Source organism: Faecalibacterium sp. PGM34 (assembly GCF_054456555.1).
The window spans coordinates 120870-137812 of sequence record NZ_CM136898.1 but is presented as its reverse complement, the minus strand read 5'-3'; the positions used below and the strand labels follow the sequence as shown (position 1 = coordinate 137812).

Here is a 16943-nt window from a genome sequence, read left to right as displayed (position 1 = left end):
AGGGCATCAGCATGGAAGAGTTGCAGCAGCATCAGGGGGAATGGTTCTTCCTCCACGAGTTCAACGTGGATAAGGTGTTCAGCACCATCCAGCGGGCAGATTATCTCATCCTGTATTATATCAAGGTGGCGCAGGAGGCACACCCCGGCGAAAAGCTTTATCTTGCTGACCTTGCCGCCGCCATGGGACTGCGGGTGACCGAGCTTTCCAAGGGCATTGAGAAGCTGCAGGACAGCGGCTTTGTGACGTGGAAAACCGACCGCGAGGCCGGGCGCACCTATGTGGAGCTTTCCAGCAAGGCGGTGGAGCTGATGGCAGAGGAGCAGGCGCTTTTGCAGCGCTGCTACCGCCGGATGCGCGCCGAGCTTGGGGACGAGGAGCTGCGCCGCGCCGCTGCCACCATGCAGCGCGCCACCGCCATCCTGAAGGAAGAGCGGGAGAAGGAGCTCCCCGCTGCACAGTAACCGCTTTTAGAGAACGATGGGGAATGCGCGCCGCGTTGCTCTGCGCATATTCAGAGGAAAATAGATTTTTAATTTGGGGTTCTGAAAAGCCTGCGGGCTTTTCAGAACCCCTTTTTCACGGGAGGAGTTTGGGAACGAACTCCCTCAGGCATCCCCAAGGGACTGCCCGGTGTAAAAGAAATACCGGAGCATCCGCAGACGCTCCGGTATTTTGAAAGCAAAGCTTTATTTGATACAGCTTGCGCAGGGGGTATAGCCTGCGGCAATGGCTTCGTCATAGCTGGAAAAGAGGACCTGGTTCTTTTCCGCAGGCAGGTTTGCGCAGGTGGGCAGATGGAACTTTTGGCTGTTCACGTTGCCGATGTAGACCTGCTGCGCCGTGCTGGAGGACGACGGGTCGGTGGGGTTCAGCTGGCTGTCCGGCACAAAGTGCTCGGTGCCCACGGTGAAGTTCTGGCCGTCGCTGCCAATGGTGATGGTACCCTGCAGGTCGGTGCGGTAGACGTCCACCTTTGCGTCCCGCAGGATGCTTAACGTCTCCTCGTGGGGGTGGCCGTACTTGTTGCCTGCGCCGCAGGAGATGACGCCCATTTCCGGCAGAACAGCGTTCAGAAACAGGTAGCCGGTGCTGGTGCTGGAGCCGTGGTGCCCTACCTGTAAAACATCGGCCTTCAGGTTGGCACCGCTGTTCACAAGGTCGGTCTCGGCGGTCTTTTCCATGTCGCCGGTCAGCAGAAAGCTGGTGCTGCCGTAGTCGATGCGCAGCACCAGTGAGGTGTTGTTGGTCTCGCTGTACCCGGTCACCGGGCCAAGCAGGGTAACGGTGGCGCTGCCCAGCGGCCAGACGGTGCCCACGGAGGGCACTTCCAGCTGCAAGCCCTGCTGCCGGGTGTACTTGACAAAATCGTTGAAGCATTTGGTGCTGCTTTCGGTCACAGGACTGTAAGCGTGCCCAGCCGGGAACTTTGCCATTACGGCGGCAAGACCGCCCACATGGTCCTCGTGGGCGTGGGAGCAGAACACATATTGCAGCTGCTCCACCCCCTGCTTTTGCAGGTAGGATACCACCAGACTGCCGTCGTCCACATTGCCGCCATCGTAGAGCATGAACTGCCCGTCACACTCCACCAGCACGCTCAGCGCCTGCCCTACATCAATAAAGTGCATCTCAAAGGGCTGGCTTGTCCCGGTGGAGGGCTTGACGATGTGTCCGCCATCGCCGGGCAGGCTGTCACAGGCGGTAAGTCCCAGCGCCAGCACAGCGGCCAGCGCCAGCGCAGCCAGCCGCAGGAACAGGCGGCGGGGGAACAGAGTTACTTTTTCTTCTTTCCAGTTTTCCACGTTGCGTTCTCTTTCTGTTGATTATTCTTGAGCTTATGGCCGGGCGCAGAGTTGGGCGCAAAGCGTGCGCCCGGGCTGGGCTGACGGCCTGCCGGGGCAGCAGTACGGGTGTTTTTGCCGGTGCTGCGCCCCTTCTGGTTGGAATGTACGGTATAGGTGCCATCGTTGTGGATGGTCACCTCGGCGCTTTCGGCTCGGCGGGCGGTGCGCTGCACGGCGCGGCGTCCTGCGGCGGGCACCAGCAGGGGGATGAGGCCCTCCCGGTGGGTCAGCTGCAAGGCCTTGACCACCTTTTCCGCGTTGCGGGGCTCGTAGTATTGCAGCAGCGCGCGCTGCAACGCCTTGCCCTCGGGGGTCTTTTCCACAAACACCGGCTTGAGGGTGTAGGGGTCAAGTCCGGTATAGAACATACAGGTGCTCACGGTGCCGGGGGTGGGGTAGAAGTCCTGCACCTGCTCCGGGCGCATGTGGTTCTTATAAAGGTACTCGGCCAGATAGACCGCGTCCTTCAAAGTGCTGCCCGGGTGGCTGGACATGAGGTAGGGCACCAGATACTGCTTTTTGCCCGCCTTTTTGCTCAGCTCGTAGAATTTATCCTTGAACTTGTTGAAGGTCTCGATGGGGGGCTTGCCCATGTAGGCAAGGGTATTGGGGGCGCAGTGCTCCGGGGCGACCTTCAGCTGGCCGGACACATGGTACTCCACCAGCTCCTTGAAGAAGGTATCGTCCGGGTCAGCCATCAGGTAGTCGAACCGGATGCCGCTGCGGATGAACACCTTTTTCACGCCCGGCAGCTCCCGCACCCGGCGCAGGATTTTAAGGTAGTCGCTGTGATCCACGATCATGTGGGAGCAGGTGGTGGGAGCAAGGCAGTGCTTGCCGCCGGTGCACATGCCCCGCAGCATCTGCTCCCGGCAGGAGGGAAAGCGGAAGTTTGCGGTGGGGCCGCCCACATCGTGGATGTAGCCCTTGAAATCCGGCTCGTGGGTCATGCGCTCGGCTTCTGCCACGATGCTGTCCGCGCTGCGGCTGGTGACACGCCGCCCCTGATGCAGCTGGATGGCGCAGAAGTTGCAGCCGCCGAAGCAGCCGCGGTTCTGGATGATGGAAAACTGCACCTCGCGGATGGCGGGCACGCCGCCCATGCTCTCGTAGATGGGGTGGTAGCGGCGGGTGTAGGGCAGGGCATACACCTTGTCCAGCTCTCCGCGCACCAGCGGCTTTGCGGGGATGTTCTGCACCAGATACTTTTCGCTCTGCTTCTGCACGATGATCTGGCCGCTGACCACGTCCTGATTGTCCATCTGGATGCGGCAGGCCTTGGCATAGGCGGTCTTATCGGCGGCTACCTTTTTAAAACCGGCGCACTCCACATACCGCTGGGGCAGATGGTCGAAATCGGTCAGGTAGCAGGTGCCGTTCACATCCGTGATGCTCTCCACCGGCTCTCCGGCGGCCAGACGGCGGGCGATCTCCACGGTCTGGTGCTCGCCCATGCCGAAGCTGATGAGATCCGCGCCGGAGTCCTCCGCGATGCTGGGCAGTACGGTGTCCAGCCAGTAATCGTAGTGGGCAAACCGGCGCAGGCTGGCTTCCAGACCGCCTAAGATCACCGGCAGGTCAGGGTAAGCCTGCTTGGCAAGCTTGGTGTACACGGTGGCGCTGCGGTCCGGGCGGGCACCGGCCTTGCCGCCGGGGGAGTATTCGTCCTCGGCGCGGGGGATCTTTGCCACAGAATAGTGGCTGACCATGCTGTCCACATTGCCGCCGCCGATGAAAAAGCCGTATTTGGGCTTGCCGAACCGCTTGAAGTCCTCGCAGTCGGTGTAGCGGGGCTGCGCCAGCACGCCCACCTTGTAGCCCTCGGCCTCCAGCAGGCGGCTGATGATGGCGGTGCCAAAGCTGGGATGGTCCACATAGGCGTCACCGCCCACCACCACAAAGTCCAGCTGTTCCCAGCCCCGGGCTTCCATGTCCGCCCGGCTGATGGGAAGAAATTCGGTGTAGATCTGGGGAGTAGAATGTTCCATAATGCTCCTTTATTATTCCTCCGGCTGGTTCATCTGCATTTCCAGCCACTGCTGGCGGCTGATGAGCACAGCGCGGGGCTTTGCGCCCTCGTAGGGGCCGATGATGCTCTTTTGCTCCATCTCGTCCATGATGCGGGCGGCGCGGGCGTAGCCCAGCTTGCAGCGGCGCTGCAACAGGCTGGTGGAGGCCTGACCGGCGTCGATGACCACATCCACGGCCTGCTTGAACATGGGGTCGGAGCCTGCGTCCTCTTCGGCGTCGGCACCGCCGCCGCCCTTTTTGCCGTCCTGAATGGCGTGCTTTTCCATGGCCTCGATCATGGCCTCGTCGTACTGCACGGTGGCGCTGGATTTGATGAAGTCCAGCACACGGCTGATCTCCTCATCCCGCACAAAGGTGCCCTGGATACGGGTGGGCTTGGGTGCGCCCACGGGCATAAAGAGCATATCGCCCTGACCCAGCAGCTTTTCTGCACCGGCACCGTCCAGAATGGTGCGGCTGTCTACCTGACTGGACACCGCAAAGGCGATGCGGCTGGGGATGTTGGCCTTGATCAGGCCGGTGATCACGTCCACGCTGGGGCGCTGGGTGGCAACGATCAGGTGCATACCGGCGGCACGCGCCTTCTGGGCAATGCGGCAGATGGAATCCTCCACGTCCTTGCCCACCACCATCATCAAATCGGCCAGCTCGTCGATGATAATGGCGATGTAGGGCATCTTTTCCAGCTCCGGCTGCTCGGCAGCCAGCTTGTTGAAGGACTTGATATCGCGCACGTTGTTCTCCGCAAACAGGCGGTAGCGGCGCTCCATCTCCTGCACCGCGCTGCCCAGTGCACCGGCGGCCTTGCGGGGCTCGGTGACAACGGGCATCAGCAGGTGGGGGATGCCGTTATACTCGGCCAGCTCTACCACCTTGGGGTCGATGAGCAGCAGCTTGACGTCCTCCGGGCTGGAGCGGAACAGCAGGCTCATGATGATGCTGTTCACGCACACGGATTTACCGCTGCCGGTGCTGCCCGCGATGAGCAGGTGGGGCATCTTGCACAGGTCGGTCACCTGCGCCACACCGGCAATGTCCTTGCCCAAGGCGATGCCCAGCGGCGAGGTCATGCGCAGAAAGCTCTGGCTCTCAAAGATGCTGCGGATGGAAACAGCGGTCTTTTTGTGGTTGGGCACCTCGATGCCCACGGCGGGCTTGCCGGGGATGGGCGCTTCCATACGCACGTCTGCCACCGCAAGGTTCAGGGCGATATCGTCTGCCAGCGAGGTGATGCGGCTGATCTTCACGCCTGCCATGGGCTGCAGCTCGTACCGGGTGACAGAGGGCCCGCGGGAGATATCCAGCACCCGGGTGCGCACGCCGAAGCTTTCCAGCGTATCCACCAGCTTCTGGGCGTTGGCCTTCAGCTCCTCCTGTGCGCCGGGGTCGCTCTCCTCCTGCGTTTTTCCAAACAGTTCGATGGGCGGGTACTGGTACTCGTAGCTGCCCACCGGCTCGCTCTCCTCTGCGGGGGCGGTGGCGGCTGCCTGCTCGGAAACGGCGGGCTTTTCCATGGCCGCTGCCACCAGCGAGTTGATGTCCTTTTCCTCCACCGGCTCGGCGGTGATGCTGATCCAGCCGTCCTCATCCGGCGCAGAGCGGAACGCCACGGCGTTCTCGGCGCTCACCCGGGGCACGGCGGGCTGGATGGGCGCAGCTTCCGGCTGCGGCGGCATCTGCGGCTGTACCACCGGCGCTGCCGGCTGGACGATGGGAGCATCAAAAGCGGGGGCGGGCTCTTCCGGCTGCGGGGTGTCCTTGGCAAAGAAATCTGACGCAGCGGTGACCACCGGGTCTGCCACGATGGGCGGCGGCGTGGGCTTGGGAGCGGGGCGCAGCGGGTCCTGCCCGAAGGTGCCGCCCGGCCCGACAATCAGCGGCTCAATGGGCTCGCTGCCGCCCTCGGAAAGGGCGGTGTGGTCGGGGCCGAGGTCTACGTCAAAGGCGGCGCGGGGACGCGCAACGCTGACCCGCACCGGGGTGATGGGCGGCGCGGCGGGCTCCGGCTGAGCAGGGGCGGCGGGAGCGGCTTCGGTGTCCACCGCGTCTGCTTCCATCTCCTGCGTTACCTTGTGTCCCCAGCGCAGCACGCCGGACATCCAGTCCGGTACACCCAGATGCAGCCCGGCAGGCTCGTCCTCCTCGTCCAGCGGCTCGTCCTCGGCCTCGTCGTATTCCTCATCGATCTCTCGCTCTGCCTGCCGGATGGCGGCGCGCTCGGCGCGGCGGGCGGCGCTCTGCTCTGCAAAGGCAGAGCTGCGGGCGCGGAGGCCGCCGGTGACAGCGCACAGCCAGACCCAGACCTCGGCGGGGGTGATGTCAAAAATGTACAGGCTGCCGCACAGCAAAAGCACGATCATAATGAGGTTTGCCGCCGGGCGTCCGCACAGCAAAAGCAGCACGCCGCCCAGCACAAAGCCCATTGCGCCGCCGGACAGCCATGCGCTGACACCGTTGGCATAGCAGGCGGAAAGCATTTGCAGCGCCGACAGCCCCTGCGGCTGGATATCGGAAAACACGATGACCGTGCCGCAGACAAAGATAAGCCCCAGCACCAGCTTGAGGATGCGGGACAGCAGCTCCTCGCCCCGGGTGTACAAAACGGCCAGACAACACACGGCTGCACCCAGCACAAAGCTGCCGCAGCCGAACAGCCCGAACAGCACATCATGGAGCACCCGCCATGCGGAATCGCCCTGCACAAAGGCCAGCACCATCAGCAGCAGACCGCCGAACAGGGTGCCAAGCCCTGCCGGGAGCCGCTGTTCTGCCTTTTTACGGCGGGCAGCAGTACGCCGTTTCGTTGATTTTCGTTTTTTCGTTGCCATTCTACTCTGTTCCCCAACTTCCCATAGACACAATAATTGATTCTACTATTGTACCACGCAAGGGCAAAAATGGCAAACCATAATGTTGTTTTTATTATTCCCGCTCGATCTCCCTGTACAGCCATGCCAGCGCGTCCGAAAGACCGCCCAGCTCGTCGATCAGCTTTTCCTTTACGGCGCGGCGTCCGTCCAGCACTGTGCCCATGTCCATGACCAGCTCCCCGGTATGGAGCATCAGCTGGGTGTAGCGCTTTTCCGGCATGCCGCTGTGGGCGGCTACAAAACCGGTGATGCGCTGCTGCATCTGCTCAAAGCAGTGCATGGTCTGCGGGACGCCTAAGATCAGCCCGGAGTGCCGCACCGGATGCACTGTCATGGTGGCGGTGGGGACAATAAAGCTGTGCCGCGCACTGACCGCCAGCGGGATGCCGATGGAGTGCCCGCCGCCCAGCACCAGCGTGGCGCTGGGTTTGGAGATGCTGGCGATCAGTTCTGCCAGTGCAAGGCCGGTCTCCACATCGCCGCCCACCGTGTTCAGCAGCACCAGCAGTCCCTCGATGCGGGGGTCCTCCTGCACCGCCACCAGCTGCGGGATGACGTGCTCGTACTTGGTGGTCTTTTGCCCCTGCGGCGCTTCGGTATGCCCTTCGATCTGGCCGATGACGGTCAGGCAGTGGATGACATGACCGCCACGGCTCAGGGTGACCGTGCCCAGATCTTCGATATCCTCTTTTTCCATCCGGTGCTGCTCTGCGGGGGTGTCTTTTGCCGTATCCATGCGCGTTCTCCTTCCGTAGCGGGGTCTTTGTGGGGTCAGTATCCCCCGGCAAACGGGAAAGTATACAGGAGAAAAGAAACAAGAAACTTTGTGAATTTTTTATTTTTTTATAAATGGGTATTTGACATTCGCCTTTCATGCTGTATACTTTAAATAATATTACAGGATAAAATGGAACATCTCTCTGCGCGCAAAGAAGTCCCTTGCATGGCGGCAGAAGCTGCAGCGCGTTGGGCAGAAAGGAGAATTTTCCTATGAACACCCCCCAAAAAGCATCGATCCCTGTGATCAAGCGTCTCCCCAAATATTACCGGTATCTGCGCTCCTTGCAGGACGACGGCATTACCAGCATCTCCTCCCGGGAGCTGGCTTCCCAGATGGGCACCACCGCCTCGCAGGTGCGGCAGGACTTCAACTGCATCGGCGACGTGAACGGTCGGCAGGGCATCGGCTACTCGGTGGAGAACCTGCTTTCCATTCTGGAAAGCCTGCTGTTCGGCAACGGCGACCGTCTGCCCACCATCCTGATCGGCTGCGGCCGTCTGGGCAAGGCGGTGAGCCGCTTTATCACTACCGACGCCAACGGTTACAAGCTGATCGCCGCTTTTGATGTGGCTGAAAACGAAGTGGGCAAGGAAATCAGCGGCATCCGCATCCGGCACATTGACGAGCTGGAGGCATTCTGCGAGGAAAACAAGCCCAAGGTGGCGGTGCTCTGTGTGCCCCGCGATGGTGCACAGCAGGTCAGCGGACGGCTGGTGGATCTGGGCATCGAGGGCTTCTGGAACTTCTCCCACTATGACCTGTCGGTGCCTTACCCCGATGTGGTGGTGGAAAACGTCCATCTGGGCGACAGCCTGATGAGCTTGGGCTACCGTCTGCGCAATCAGGAGTGACGGCATGGCAAAATTGTATTTCCGCTACGGTGCCATGAACAGCGGCAAGAGCACGGCGCTGATGCAGGTGGCACACAACTACGAAGAGCAGGGCATGAAGGTGCTCATTTTAAAGCCGCAGGTGGATACCAAGGGCGGCGGGGAACTGGTGAGCCGTCTGGGCGTGCGCCGCAAGGCAGACCTGCTGATCCCGCCGGAGCTGGACGTGTTTGCAGCTGTGAAGGCGGCAAACGATGCTTCTGGCCCACTGGCCTGTGTGCTGTGCGACGAGAGCCAGTTCTTCACCCCGGAGCAGGCCGAGCAGCTGTTCATGGTCACGGTAGATCTGAATATCCCGGTGATCTGCTACGGTCTGCGGGCAGATTTTTCCCTCAAGGGCTTCCCGGGCTCTACCCGTCTGCTGGAGCTGGCGCACACCATCGAGGAGATGAAAACCATCTGCACCTGCGGGCGCAAGGCCATCTGCAACTGCCGCAAGGTGAACGGGCAGTTCGTCTTTGAGGGCGAGCAGGTAGCCATCGACCTTGAAAACGATGTGCAGTACGTCAGCATGTGCCCCCAGTGCTACTTCAAAGCGCGGCGGGCGTTCTACGCTGCAAAGGAAAACTGAGATACTTTTATATTATATACAAGCCGCTGCACCGCGCCGGGTGCAGCGGCTTTTTTGCGTGGATTGCACCCTCTCAGTCACGGCTTACGCCGGTAGGTAGAGCAAAACCTCCCCCTTTCGGGGGAGGTGGCATCGCGCAGCGATGACGGAGAGGGTTGACTTCCGGGCAAGCAGCTTTCCACTTCAGTCGGAAACTGTACCGCCCCCGCTGAAGCCTTCACCCGCCGGGGGAAGGTGGCTGCGAATGCGGGGAGCAGACGGAAGGGGTACCCCCCATAGGCTGTATACAGACTGATATATCAATTTGTTGCATTTAGAGGGACTGATATATCAACCGGGCGGAATTCGCACGTTTTTTGCACTATTGATATATCAGTTCAGACTGGGCAGTTACTCGACGGAGGGGAGAGGGAATGGGAGAAGAAGAGAGTAGCGGGGGACGGCAGAGCACAAAAAATTACAGGCGGAACGGTAAATGTAACAGGAATTATTGAAATTTTTGCCGTTATGCCCCTGTTGCATCCCAGATTTTTATGCAAGTCATTGAAGTATACAAGCTGCACAGTTTTTCAGCGCAAGTTTATTCATTTCGGCAAGGACGTCGAATCTGTTCTGAAAACAAGGGCAATATTTGTATGTTTTTATCCTGTATCACTGTAAATTGCATCTTTCTTTTTCTTGTGGCTTTTGTTATCATAATTGTATACAAGGGGGCATGTGCAGACCCCCTGCATGAAGATGTTTTCTATTAGGAGGAGAACAAAAATGAGCAAGGCAATTTCTCGTCGTAACTTCCTGATGGCTACCGGCGCTGTCGGTGCTGCAGGTCTGCTGGCTGCCTGCGGCAGCAAGCCCGCTGCTTCTTCCACCGCTTCTTCCGCTGCTTCTCAGGCTCCCGCTGCTTCCGCAGACGAGAGCTTGGCTCTGTCTGACGGCCCCGTCAACCTGAGCATCAGCTGGTGGGGCGGCGACAGCCGTCACGCTGCTTACCAGAGCGCTCTGGAGGCTTTCCAGGCTGAGCACTCCAACATCACCGTGGAGCCCACCTTTGCCGCATGGTCCGGCTGGGAAGAGAAGATGGCTGCTGCCTTCATCGCAGGCAACGCTCAGGATGTCTGCCAGGTGAACTGGAACTGGCTGTACAACTACTCTGCTGACGGCAGCAAGTTCGTGGACCTGAACACCACCTCCAAGTTCATCGACCTGACCCAGTGGGATGCCGCTGCTATGGACGCCTGCTATGTGGCCAACAGCCAGCAGTGCGTGCCCGTTTCCATGACCGGCCGTATCTTCTACTGGAACATGACCACCTTTAATAAGGCTGGCATCACCGAAGTTCCCAAGTCTCTGGACGATCTGATGGCTGCCGGTAAGGCCTTCCAGGAGAAGCTGGGCAACGATTACTACCCCATGCACCTGGGCGCATACGACCGTATGATCCTGATGGTGTTCTACCTCGAGTCCAAGTACGGCAAGGACTGGGCAGATCCCGTCACCTCCACCCTGAACTACACCGAGGAGGAGATCGCTGAGGGTCTGGCCTTCATCAAGAGCCTGGTGGACAACCACGTCATGATGAACCTCAAGACCTACTACTCTGCAAACTCCGATACCGCTACCCACCAGTCCAACGAGTGGATCACCGGTAAGATCGCAGGCATCTTCGAGTGGGATTCCGCTGCAAGCAAGTACTCCTCCGCTCTGGACGACAGCAACAAGGACGGCTTCACCGTCGGCGAGGAGATCAAGTTCGGCGACAACAACGGCGGCTTCTCCAAGGTGTCCATGGGTCTGGCTATCACCAAGACCTGCAAGAACGTTGCCGAGGCTGCTACCCTGATCAACTTCCTGCTGAACGAGGAGAAGGGCGCTTCCATCATGGGCTCCGAGTGCGGCATCCCCGCCTCCAAGGCTGGCCTGAAGTTCGCGCAGGACGCCGGCGCTGTCAAGAGCCTGGTTGCTGAGGCTAACGCCAAGGTCATGGCCTTCACCACCAACAAGCTGGATCCTCTGTTCGAGCACAACGACCTGAAGGCTTCCGGCACCGGCATCTATCAGGAAGTGTTCGATAACATCGACTACGGCGATCAGACCCCCGAAGAGGCTGTTGAGATCCTGCTGGACGGCATGGAGTCTGTCGGCTACACCATCGGCTAAGCTTACCCCTCTCTGACAGCGGTCAGAACCGGATATTCCGCATCTGAAACACAATAAGGGTATCTGCCGCCCGTACGACAGATGCCCTTGTTTTATCGGAGAAAGATTATCAAACCTTGAATGAATTGTTGCCGGTCTGTGACCTGCTGCACTGTCTGCTTCAAATCCTGTAAAAGGAGGACTTCGGATGAAAAAAAGTAATGCGCCCGCAGGCGCACGAACTCCGTTCCAGAAATGGGTCGATAAGTATCAGGGTCTGTTTTATCTGATCCCCTGGATCATCGGCTTTCTCGTCTTTAAGGCGTTCCCCTTCGGTCAGTCGCTGTATTACAGCTTCACCGATATGAACTTCTTCAAGGACGGCACCAGCTTTGTTGGTCTGGCCAACTACATTACCGCATTCCATACCAGAAAGATCACCAAGGCGCTGATCATCACCTTCAAGTACGCCTTTATCACCGTGCCCCTGAAGCTGATCTTCGCACTGTTCATCGCCTACATCCTGAACTTCAAGATCGCCTGCGTCAACCTGTTCCGCACCGTGTACTACATTCCCTCCATTCTGGGCGGCTCTGTGGCGATCGCCGTGCTGTGGAAGGCTGTGTTCAGCGTGGACGGTCTGCTGAACACCGTGGTGCGCGCTGTCACCTTTGGTGCGGTGCAGGGCCCCGAGTGGCTGAGTGACCCCAACTACGCACTGTGGATCATCTGCTTTTTGCGTATATGGCAGTTCGGTTCCGCCATGGTGCTGTTCCTTGCTGCACTGAAGGGCGTGCCCGCAGACCTGTACGAGGCGGCTACCATCGACGGTGCCGGTAAGTGGCGTCAGTTCTTCTCCATCACCGTTCCGATGATCACCCCCATCATCTTCTACAACCTGGTCACTCAGATCTGCCAGGCTTTCCAGGAGTTCAACGGCCCCTACATCATCACCAACGGTGGTCCCCGTGGTTCCACTACCCTGATCTCCCTGCTGGTTTACAACTACGCATTCAAGTCCTACGACATGGGCATGGCTTCTGCTCTGGCATGGATCATGTTCATCATCGTCTGCATCCTGACGATCATTGCGTTCACCAGCCAGAAGAAGTGGGTCTACTACTCGGATGAAAGGTAAGGTGACCAATATGGGAATGAAAGCATCGAATAAGATCGCAACCTTCTTTAAGTACTTCGTGCTGATCCTGGTTGGTGTCATCATGATCTATCCTCTGCTGTGGATGATCAGCGCTACCTTCAAGGATAACAGCGAGATCTTTGCAGGCATCAGCCTGTGGATCAAAAAGCCTACGCTGGATGGCTACCGCAACGCCCTGAACAACTTCGGCGGCTCCATCAACATCCTGCAGGCTATGCTCAACACTTACAGCTACGTCATCCCCAAGGTGATCTGCACTGTGGTGTCTGCCTGTATTGCCGCTTACGGCTTTGGCCGTTTCGACTTCCCCGGCCGCAAGCTGCTGTTCAACATCATGCTGGCCACCCTGTTCCTGCCGCAGGTCGTGCTGAACGTGCCGCAGTACCTGCTGTACAACAAGTTCGGCTGGGTGGACAGCCCCTTCTATCTGGCCATCTGGGTACACTGCGCATTTGCTACCGAGACCTACTTCGTGTATCAGCTGGTGCAGTTCATGCGCAACGTCCCGCGTGATCTGGACGAGGCTGCCGCCATTGACGGCTGTTCCTCCTTCCAGACCCTGTACAAGGTCATCGTGCCCATGCTGGGACCCGCTCTGGTATCCTGCGCACTGTTCCAGTTCATGTGGAGCTGCAACGACTTTATGGGCCCGCTGCTTTACGTCAGCACCCCCGGCAAGTACCCCATGTCCCTGTTCGTCAAGCTGTCCATGGATGGTGATACCGGCTTTGCATGGAACAAGATCCTTGCTCTGTCCCTCATCTCCATCCTGCCGCAGCTGATCGTATTCTTCTGTGCACAGGATCAGTTCGTTGAAGGTATCTCCGCAGGTGCCGTCAAGGGCTAATGCGCCATAAGAACATCTGACCAAGACCAACACCCCCTGTGCTGCTCCCAACGGATGGCACAGGGGGTGTTTTGGTAGATACATCATTTTCTCTGCTTTTTGCGGTACTGCAGGGGGCTGATGTCCATTACCTCGCGGAACACGCGGCGGAAGTGGGCGGCGCTGGCGAAGCCGGTCTGCTCGGCAATCGCGCTGATGGAAAGCTCGGTGGTCTCCAGCAGCTTCTGCGCGGCCTCGATGCGGCGGTTGTTCAGGTAATCCACGATGGACTGCCCGGTCACCCGCCGGAACAGGCGGCTGAGATAGTAGGGGGAGAGGTAGAACTTTGCCGCCACCTCGGTAAGAGAAAACTTTTGCCGGTAGTTGGCGGCAAGGTAGGCACACACCTGCTCAATGGTCTCGTTGCGGGGGCGCGCTGCGGCGCTGCTCTCGGCAAGGCATTCCTGCTCAACATAGTGCAGGATGAGCAGCAGGTACAGCCAGCCGGGGTAATCCTGCTCCGGCATGGCAGAGCACATCATCTCCAGCAGGGTACGCAGGCGGCGGGTCCATAGCACCGGGCCGTACAGCACCGTTACCTCCCCGGGCAAAAACAGCCGGACAAAATCCCGCTGGGCGGCGCTGCGCAGCTCGTGCAGGGCGCTGAGCGGAAAGCGGCAGCCCACCAGCTCCGGTACGGCTGCCCCGGCGGCGGAGAGCACGGCATCCCCCGCACCCAGCAGCAGCGCGCTGCCGGGGTTCACCAGCAGGCTGGTTTCCCCCATTTGCAGGGTGCAGCTGCCCTCGCTTACCAGCAGAAAGGTGCACGTCTCCTCGTCTGCCGTCAGCTCCAGCTTGCTGCCGGTCAGCCGCACGGTGTCTGCCTTTACCTTTGCATGGATCTTTTCCCGTTCCGCTTTCATTTTGCGCATCCTTTCCGAAAACGACCCTCCCGGTCACCGGGAGAGCGCTTTTCCTCATGATACCACGTCTGCCCCGTGGGGGCAAGACAAACTCACAGGAGGTTATTTCGCATGAATCTGACCCTGATCCGTTCCATGACCCGCAGCGCCGTTTTCGAGCTGGAAAACGAGCTATGCTACCGTCCGGCACACCCCTTTACGGTTGCCTTGAATGGCAAAACGGTATACGAGGCCTGCAACACTAACGTGTTCTCCCTGTTCTCCCTTCTGCCCGGCACCACCTATACGGTGGAGGTGCAGGCCGAGGGCGAGACCCTGAAGCTGGAGTTCACCACCGAGGCCGAGACCTTCTTTGTGGATGCTTCTCGCTACGGTCTGGTGGCTGACGGCGAGACCGACAACACCGTGCGGCTGCAGGCGGCACTGTCCACCTGCCCCAAGGGCGGCACGGTGTATGTGCCCGCTGGCCGTTACCGCACCGCCAGCCTGTTCATGAAGAGCAACACCACCCTGTATCTGGAAAAGGGCGCTGTGCTGCTGGGCGACAACGACCGCACCCATTACCCCATCCTGCCCGGCGTGCTGCCCAGCGAGAACGAGGTGGACGAGTACTACCTGACCGGCTGGGAGGGCAACCCGCTGGACAGCTTTGCAGGGCTTTTGAACATCACGCAGGTGCATGACGTGGTGGTGACCGGTGAGGGCACGCTGGACTGCGACGCCGAAAACGGCGACTGGTGGGTGAACCCCAAGGTCAAGCGCATCGCATGGCGTCCCCGCGCCGTGGCTGCGGTGGACAGCGAGAACGTCTGTCTGCACGGCATCACGGTGCAGAACAGCTATTCGTGGACCATCCACCCCATCTTCGTCAAGCACCTCGACCTGCTCAACTTCAACATCAACAACCCCTACAACGCCCCCAACACGGACGGCATCGACCCCGAGAGCTGCGAGCATATCCGCATCATCGGCATGAACATCCATGTGGGCGACGATTGCATCGCCATGAAGGCCAGCAAGGTCTTTCTGGGCATGAAGCTGAAGCGCAGCTGCGAGCACACTGTTATCCGCAACTGCCTGCTGGACAAGGGCCACGGCGGTATCGTCATCGGCAGCGAGATGAGCGGCGGCGTCAAGGACATGGTAGTGACCCAGTGCCTGATGGACCACACTGACCGCGGTCTGCGCGTCAAGACCCGCCGCGGCCGCGGCAACACCGCCGTTATTGACGGGCTGGTGTTCCGCAACGTGGAGATGCGGGGCGTCAAAGCGCCCTTCGTCATCAATATGTTCTACTTCTGCGACCCGGACGGCCACGGCCCCTATGTGCAGTGCCGCGAGCCGCTGCCGGTGGACGAGTACACCCCCAAGCTGGGCAGCCTGACCATGGAGAACATCGTGGCTACCGATGCCCAGTTCGCGGGCTGCTACTTCGACGGCCTGCCGGAGCAGCCCATCGAGCGGGTGACCATGCGGGATGTAAGCATCACCTTCGACCCCAACGCCAAGGAGGGACAGGCTGCCATGGCCGACAACCGTCCCCTGGTGAAAAAGCTGGCCATCTATGCCGAGAACGTCAAGGAGATCGACCTGCACAACGTGAAGATCGAGGGCTACGAGGGCGAGCGCCTGCATTTTGCCAACGTAGGACATTTTGAGGAGGACTGACCCATGACCCATGAAGAGATCCTGTCCATGCTGGGCGACTATGTGGACTACCTGATCGCCAATTCCAGCGCCGAGGCACCGATGTGGAACATCGAGAAGGTGCGCAGCGGCAAGCCCAATAAGTGGAACTACATCGACGGCTGCATGATCACCGCCTGCCTGAGCCTGTACAAGACTACCGGCGACGAGAAGTATCTGGAGTTCTCCAAGGAGTTTATCGACTACTTTGTGCAGCCGGACGGCTCCATCAAGACCTACGACCCCAAGGAGTATAATCTGGACAACGTGAATCAGGGCAAGAACCTGTTCATCCTGTACGACATCTACGGGGACGAGAAGTACCGCAAGGCCATTGATACCATCCGCAGCCAGCTGCTTACCCAGCCCCGCACCAAGGAGGGCAACTTCTGGCACAAGGACATCTATCCGTGGCAGGTATGGCTGGACGGCACCTATATGGCACAGCCCTTCTACATGGAGTACGAGACCCGCTTCAACAAGATGCAGGGCTGCATCGACAGCTACAAGCAGTTCATGAACATCAAAAAGCACATGCGGGACGAAAAGACCGGCCTGTACTACCACGGCTACGATGAGAGCCGCCAGATGTACTGGGCAGACCCCGAGACCGGGTGCAGCCCCAACTTCTGGCTACGCGCCATGGGCTGGTTCCTTGTGGCAATGGTGGACGTGCTGGAGCGCATGGACGAGCAGCTGTACAACGAGTACCGCGGCATCATGGCCATGCTCAAGCAGACTGTGGAGGATATGCACAAGTTCCAGGACGAGCAGACCGGGATGTTCTGGCAGGTCATCGACCACCCGGAGGCCGAGGGCAACTATCTGGAGACCAGCGGCACTGCCCTGTTTGCCTATGCCGTGCTCAAGGGCGTGCGTCTGGGCTATCTGCCCAAACGCATGGCTGCATGGGCGGAGAAGGCTTTCTACGGCACCTGCGACCGGTACCTGTCCAAGAACCCGGACGGCAGCTTGCAGCTGGACGGCATCTGCCTTGTGGCAGGTCTGGGCGGCAAGGATCACCGTGACGGCTCTCTGGCCTACTACTTCAGCGAGCCGGTGGTCTGCAATGACGCCAAGGGCGTAGGCCCGCTGGTGCTGGCCTATACCGAAATGATCGCACGGAAGTAACCCAAAACGGGACACAGCAGGGCTGAGCAGCTGCAAAAAAGAGGCTGCTCAGCCTTTTTGCGTGTCTTTTTTGTCCCCTTGCATAAACTGCC

The 16943-nt window shown here is 59.6% G+C and carries 13 protein-coding genes; 8 read left to right on the top strand and 5 right to left on the bottom strand.

All coding sequences use genetic code 11. From position 1 onward, the window contains the following. The first annotated feature begins 11 nt into the window (after positions 1-11). Positions 12-464 (top strand): MarR family transcriptional regulator, encoded by a 453-nt coding sequence (locus ACXPUX_RS00635; RefSeq protein ID WP_458829247.1) that lies wholly within the window; start codon positions 12-14, stop codon positions 462-464. Positions 465-689: 225 nt separating this feature from the next. On the opposite strand, the gene ACXPUX_RS00630 is transcribed toward ACXPUX_RS00635, so the two are convergent. The 4 genes from ACXPUX_RS00630 to ACXPUX_RS00615 form a co-directional block, all read right to left on the bottom strand. Next, complete coding sequence (locus ACXPUX_RS00630; protein ID WP_458829245.1) at positions 690-1805, bottom strand: ComEC/Rec2 family competence protein; 1116 nt, start codon at positions 1803-1805, stop codon at positions 690-692. Beyond that, positions 1778-3835 carry a YgiQ family radical SAM protein gene (locus ACXPUX_RS00625; RefSeq protein WP_458829243.1) on the bottom strand — a complete coding sequence of 686 codons (2058 nt, stop codon included), beginning with the start codon at positions 3833-3835 and terminating at the stop codon, positions 1778-1780. The genes ACXPUX_RS00630 and ACXPUX_RS00625 overlap by 28 nt, the downstream gene beginning before the upstream one ends. A 12-nt stretch (positions 3836-3847) precedes the next feature. Further along, on the bottom strand, positions 3848-6706 hold the full coding sequence (locus tag ACXPUX_RS00620) for an FtsK/SpoIIIE family DNA translocase (protein ID WP_458829241.1): 2859 nt from the start codon (positions 6704-6706) through the stop codon (positions 3848-3850). A gap of 94 nt (positions 6707-6800) precedes the next feature. Next, a complete protein-coding gene (locus ACXPUX_RS00615; RefSeq protein WP_316544703.1) occupies positions 6801-7484 on the bottom strand; it encodes a ClpP family protease in 684 nt (227 codons plus the stop codon). 254 nt (positions 7485-7738) lie between these two features. On the opposite strand from ACXPUX_RS00615, the gene ACXPUX_RS00610 reads away from it, so the two are divergent. From ACXPUX_RS00610 to ACXPUX_RS00590, 5 genes are all read left to right on the top strand, one after another. Beyond that, positions 7739-8380, top strand: coding sequence for a redox-sensing transcriptional repressor Rex (locus ACXPUX_RS00610; RefSeq protein WP_458829239.1), 642 nt, complete (start codon positions 7739-7741; stop codon positions 8378-8380). A gap of 4 nt (positions 8381-8384) precedes the next feature. Beyond that, on the top strand, positions 8385-8990 hold the full coding sequence (locus ACXPUX_RS00605) for a thymidine kinase (protein ID WP_458829237.1): 606 nt from the start codon (positions 8385-8387) through the stop codon (positions 8988-8990). A gap of 765 nt (positions 8991-9755) precedes the next feature. Then, entirely contained in the window at positions 9756-11147 is a 1392-nt protein-coding gene (locus ACXPUX_RS00600) for an ABC transporter substrate-binding protein (RefSeq protein WP_458829235.1), read from the top strand. A gap of 187 nt (positions 11148-11334) precedes the next feature. After that, positions 11335-12264, top strand: a complete 930-nt coding sequence (locus ACXPUX_RS00595) for a carbohydrate ABC transporter permease (RefSeq protein ID WP_005927102.1) — start codon at positions 11335-11337, stop codon at positions 12262-12264. 16 nt (positions 12265-12280) lie between these two features. After that, positions 12281-13132 (top strand): carbohydrate ABC transporter permease, encoded by an 852-nt coding sequence (locus ACXPUX_RS00590; protein WP_430517145.1) that lies wholly within the window; start codon positions 12281-12283, stop codon positions 13130-13132. Positions 13133-13215: 83 nt separating this feature from the next. Here ACXPUX_RS00590 and ACXPUX_RS00585 read toward each other — a convergent pair whose 3' ends face one another. Continuing rightward, positions 13216-14034: a helix-turn-helix domain-containing protein gene (locus tag ACXPUX_RS00585; protein WP_458829232.1), complete on the bottom strand. Its 819-nt coding sequence runs from the start codon at positions 14032-14034 to the stop codon at positions 13216-13218. Between the two features lie 111 nt (positions 14035-14145). On the opposite strand from ACXPUX_RS00585, the gene ACXPUX_RS00580 reads away from it, so the two are divergent. Both ACXPUX_RS00580 and ACXPUX_RS00575 read left to right on the top strand, forming a co-directional pair. Further along, positions 14146-15702 carry a glycoside hydrolase family 28 protein gene (locus ACXPUX_RS00580; protein WP_458829230.1) on the top strand — a complete coding sequence of 519 codons (1557 nt, stop codon included), beginning with the start codon at positions 14146-14148 and terminating at the stop codon, positions 15700-15702. A gap of 3 nt (positions 15703-15705) precedes the next feature. Continuing rightward, positions 15706-16851, top strand: coding sequence for a glycoside hydrolase family 88/105 protein (locus ACXPUX_RS00575; protein ID WP_055186955.1), 1146 nt, complete (start codon positions 15706-15708; stop codon positions 16849-16851). The last annotated feature ends 92 nt before the right edge of the window (positions 16852-16943 follow it).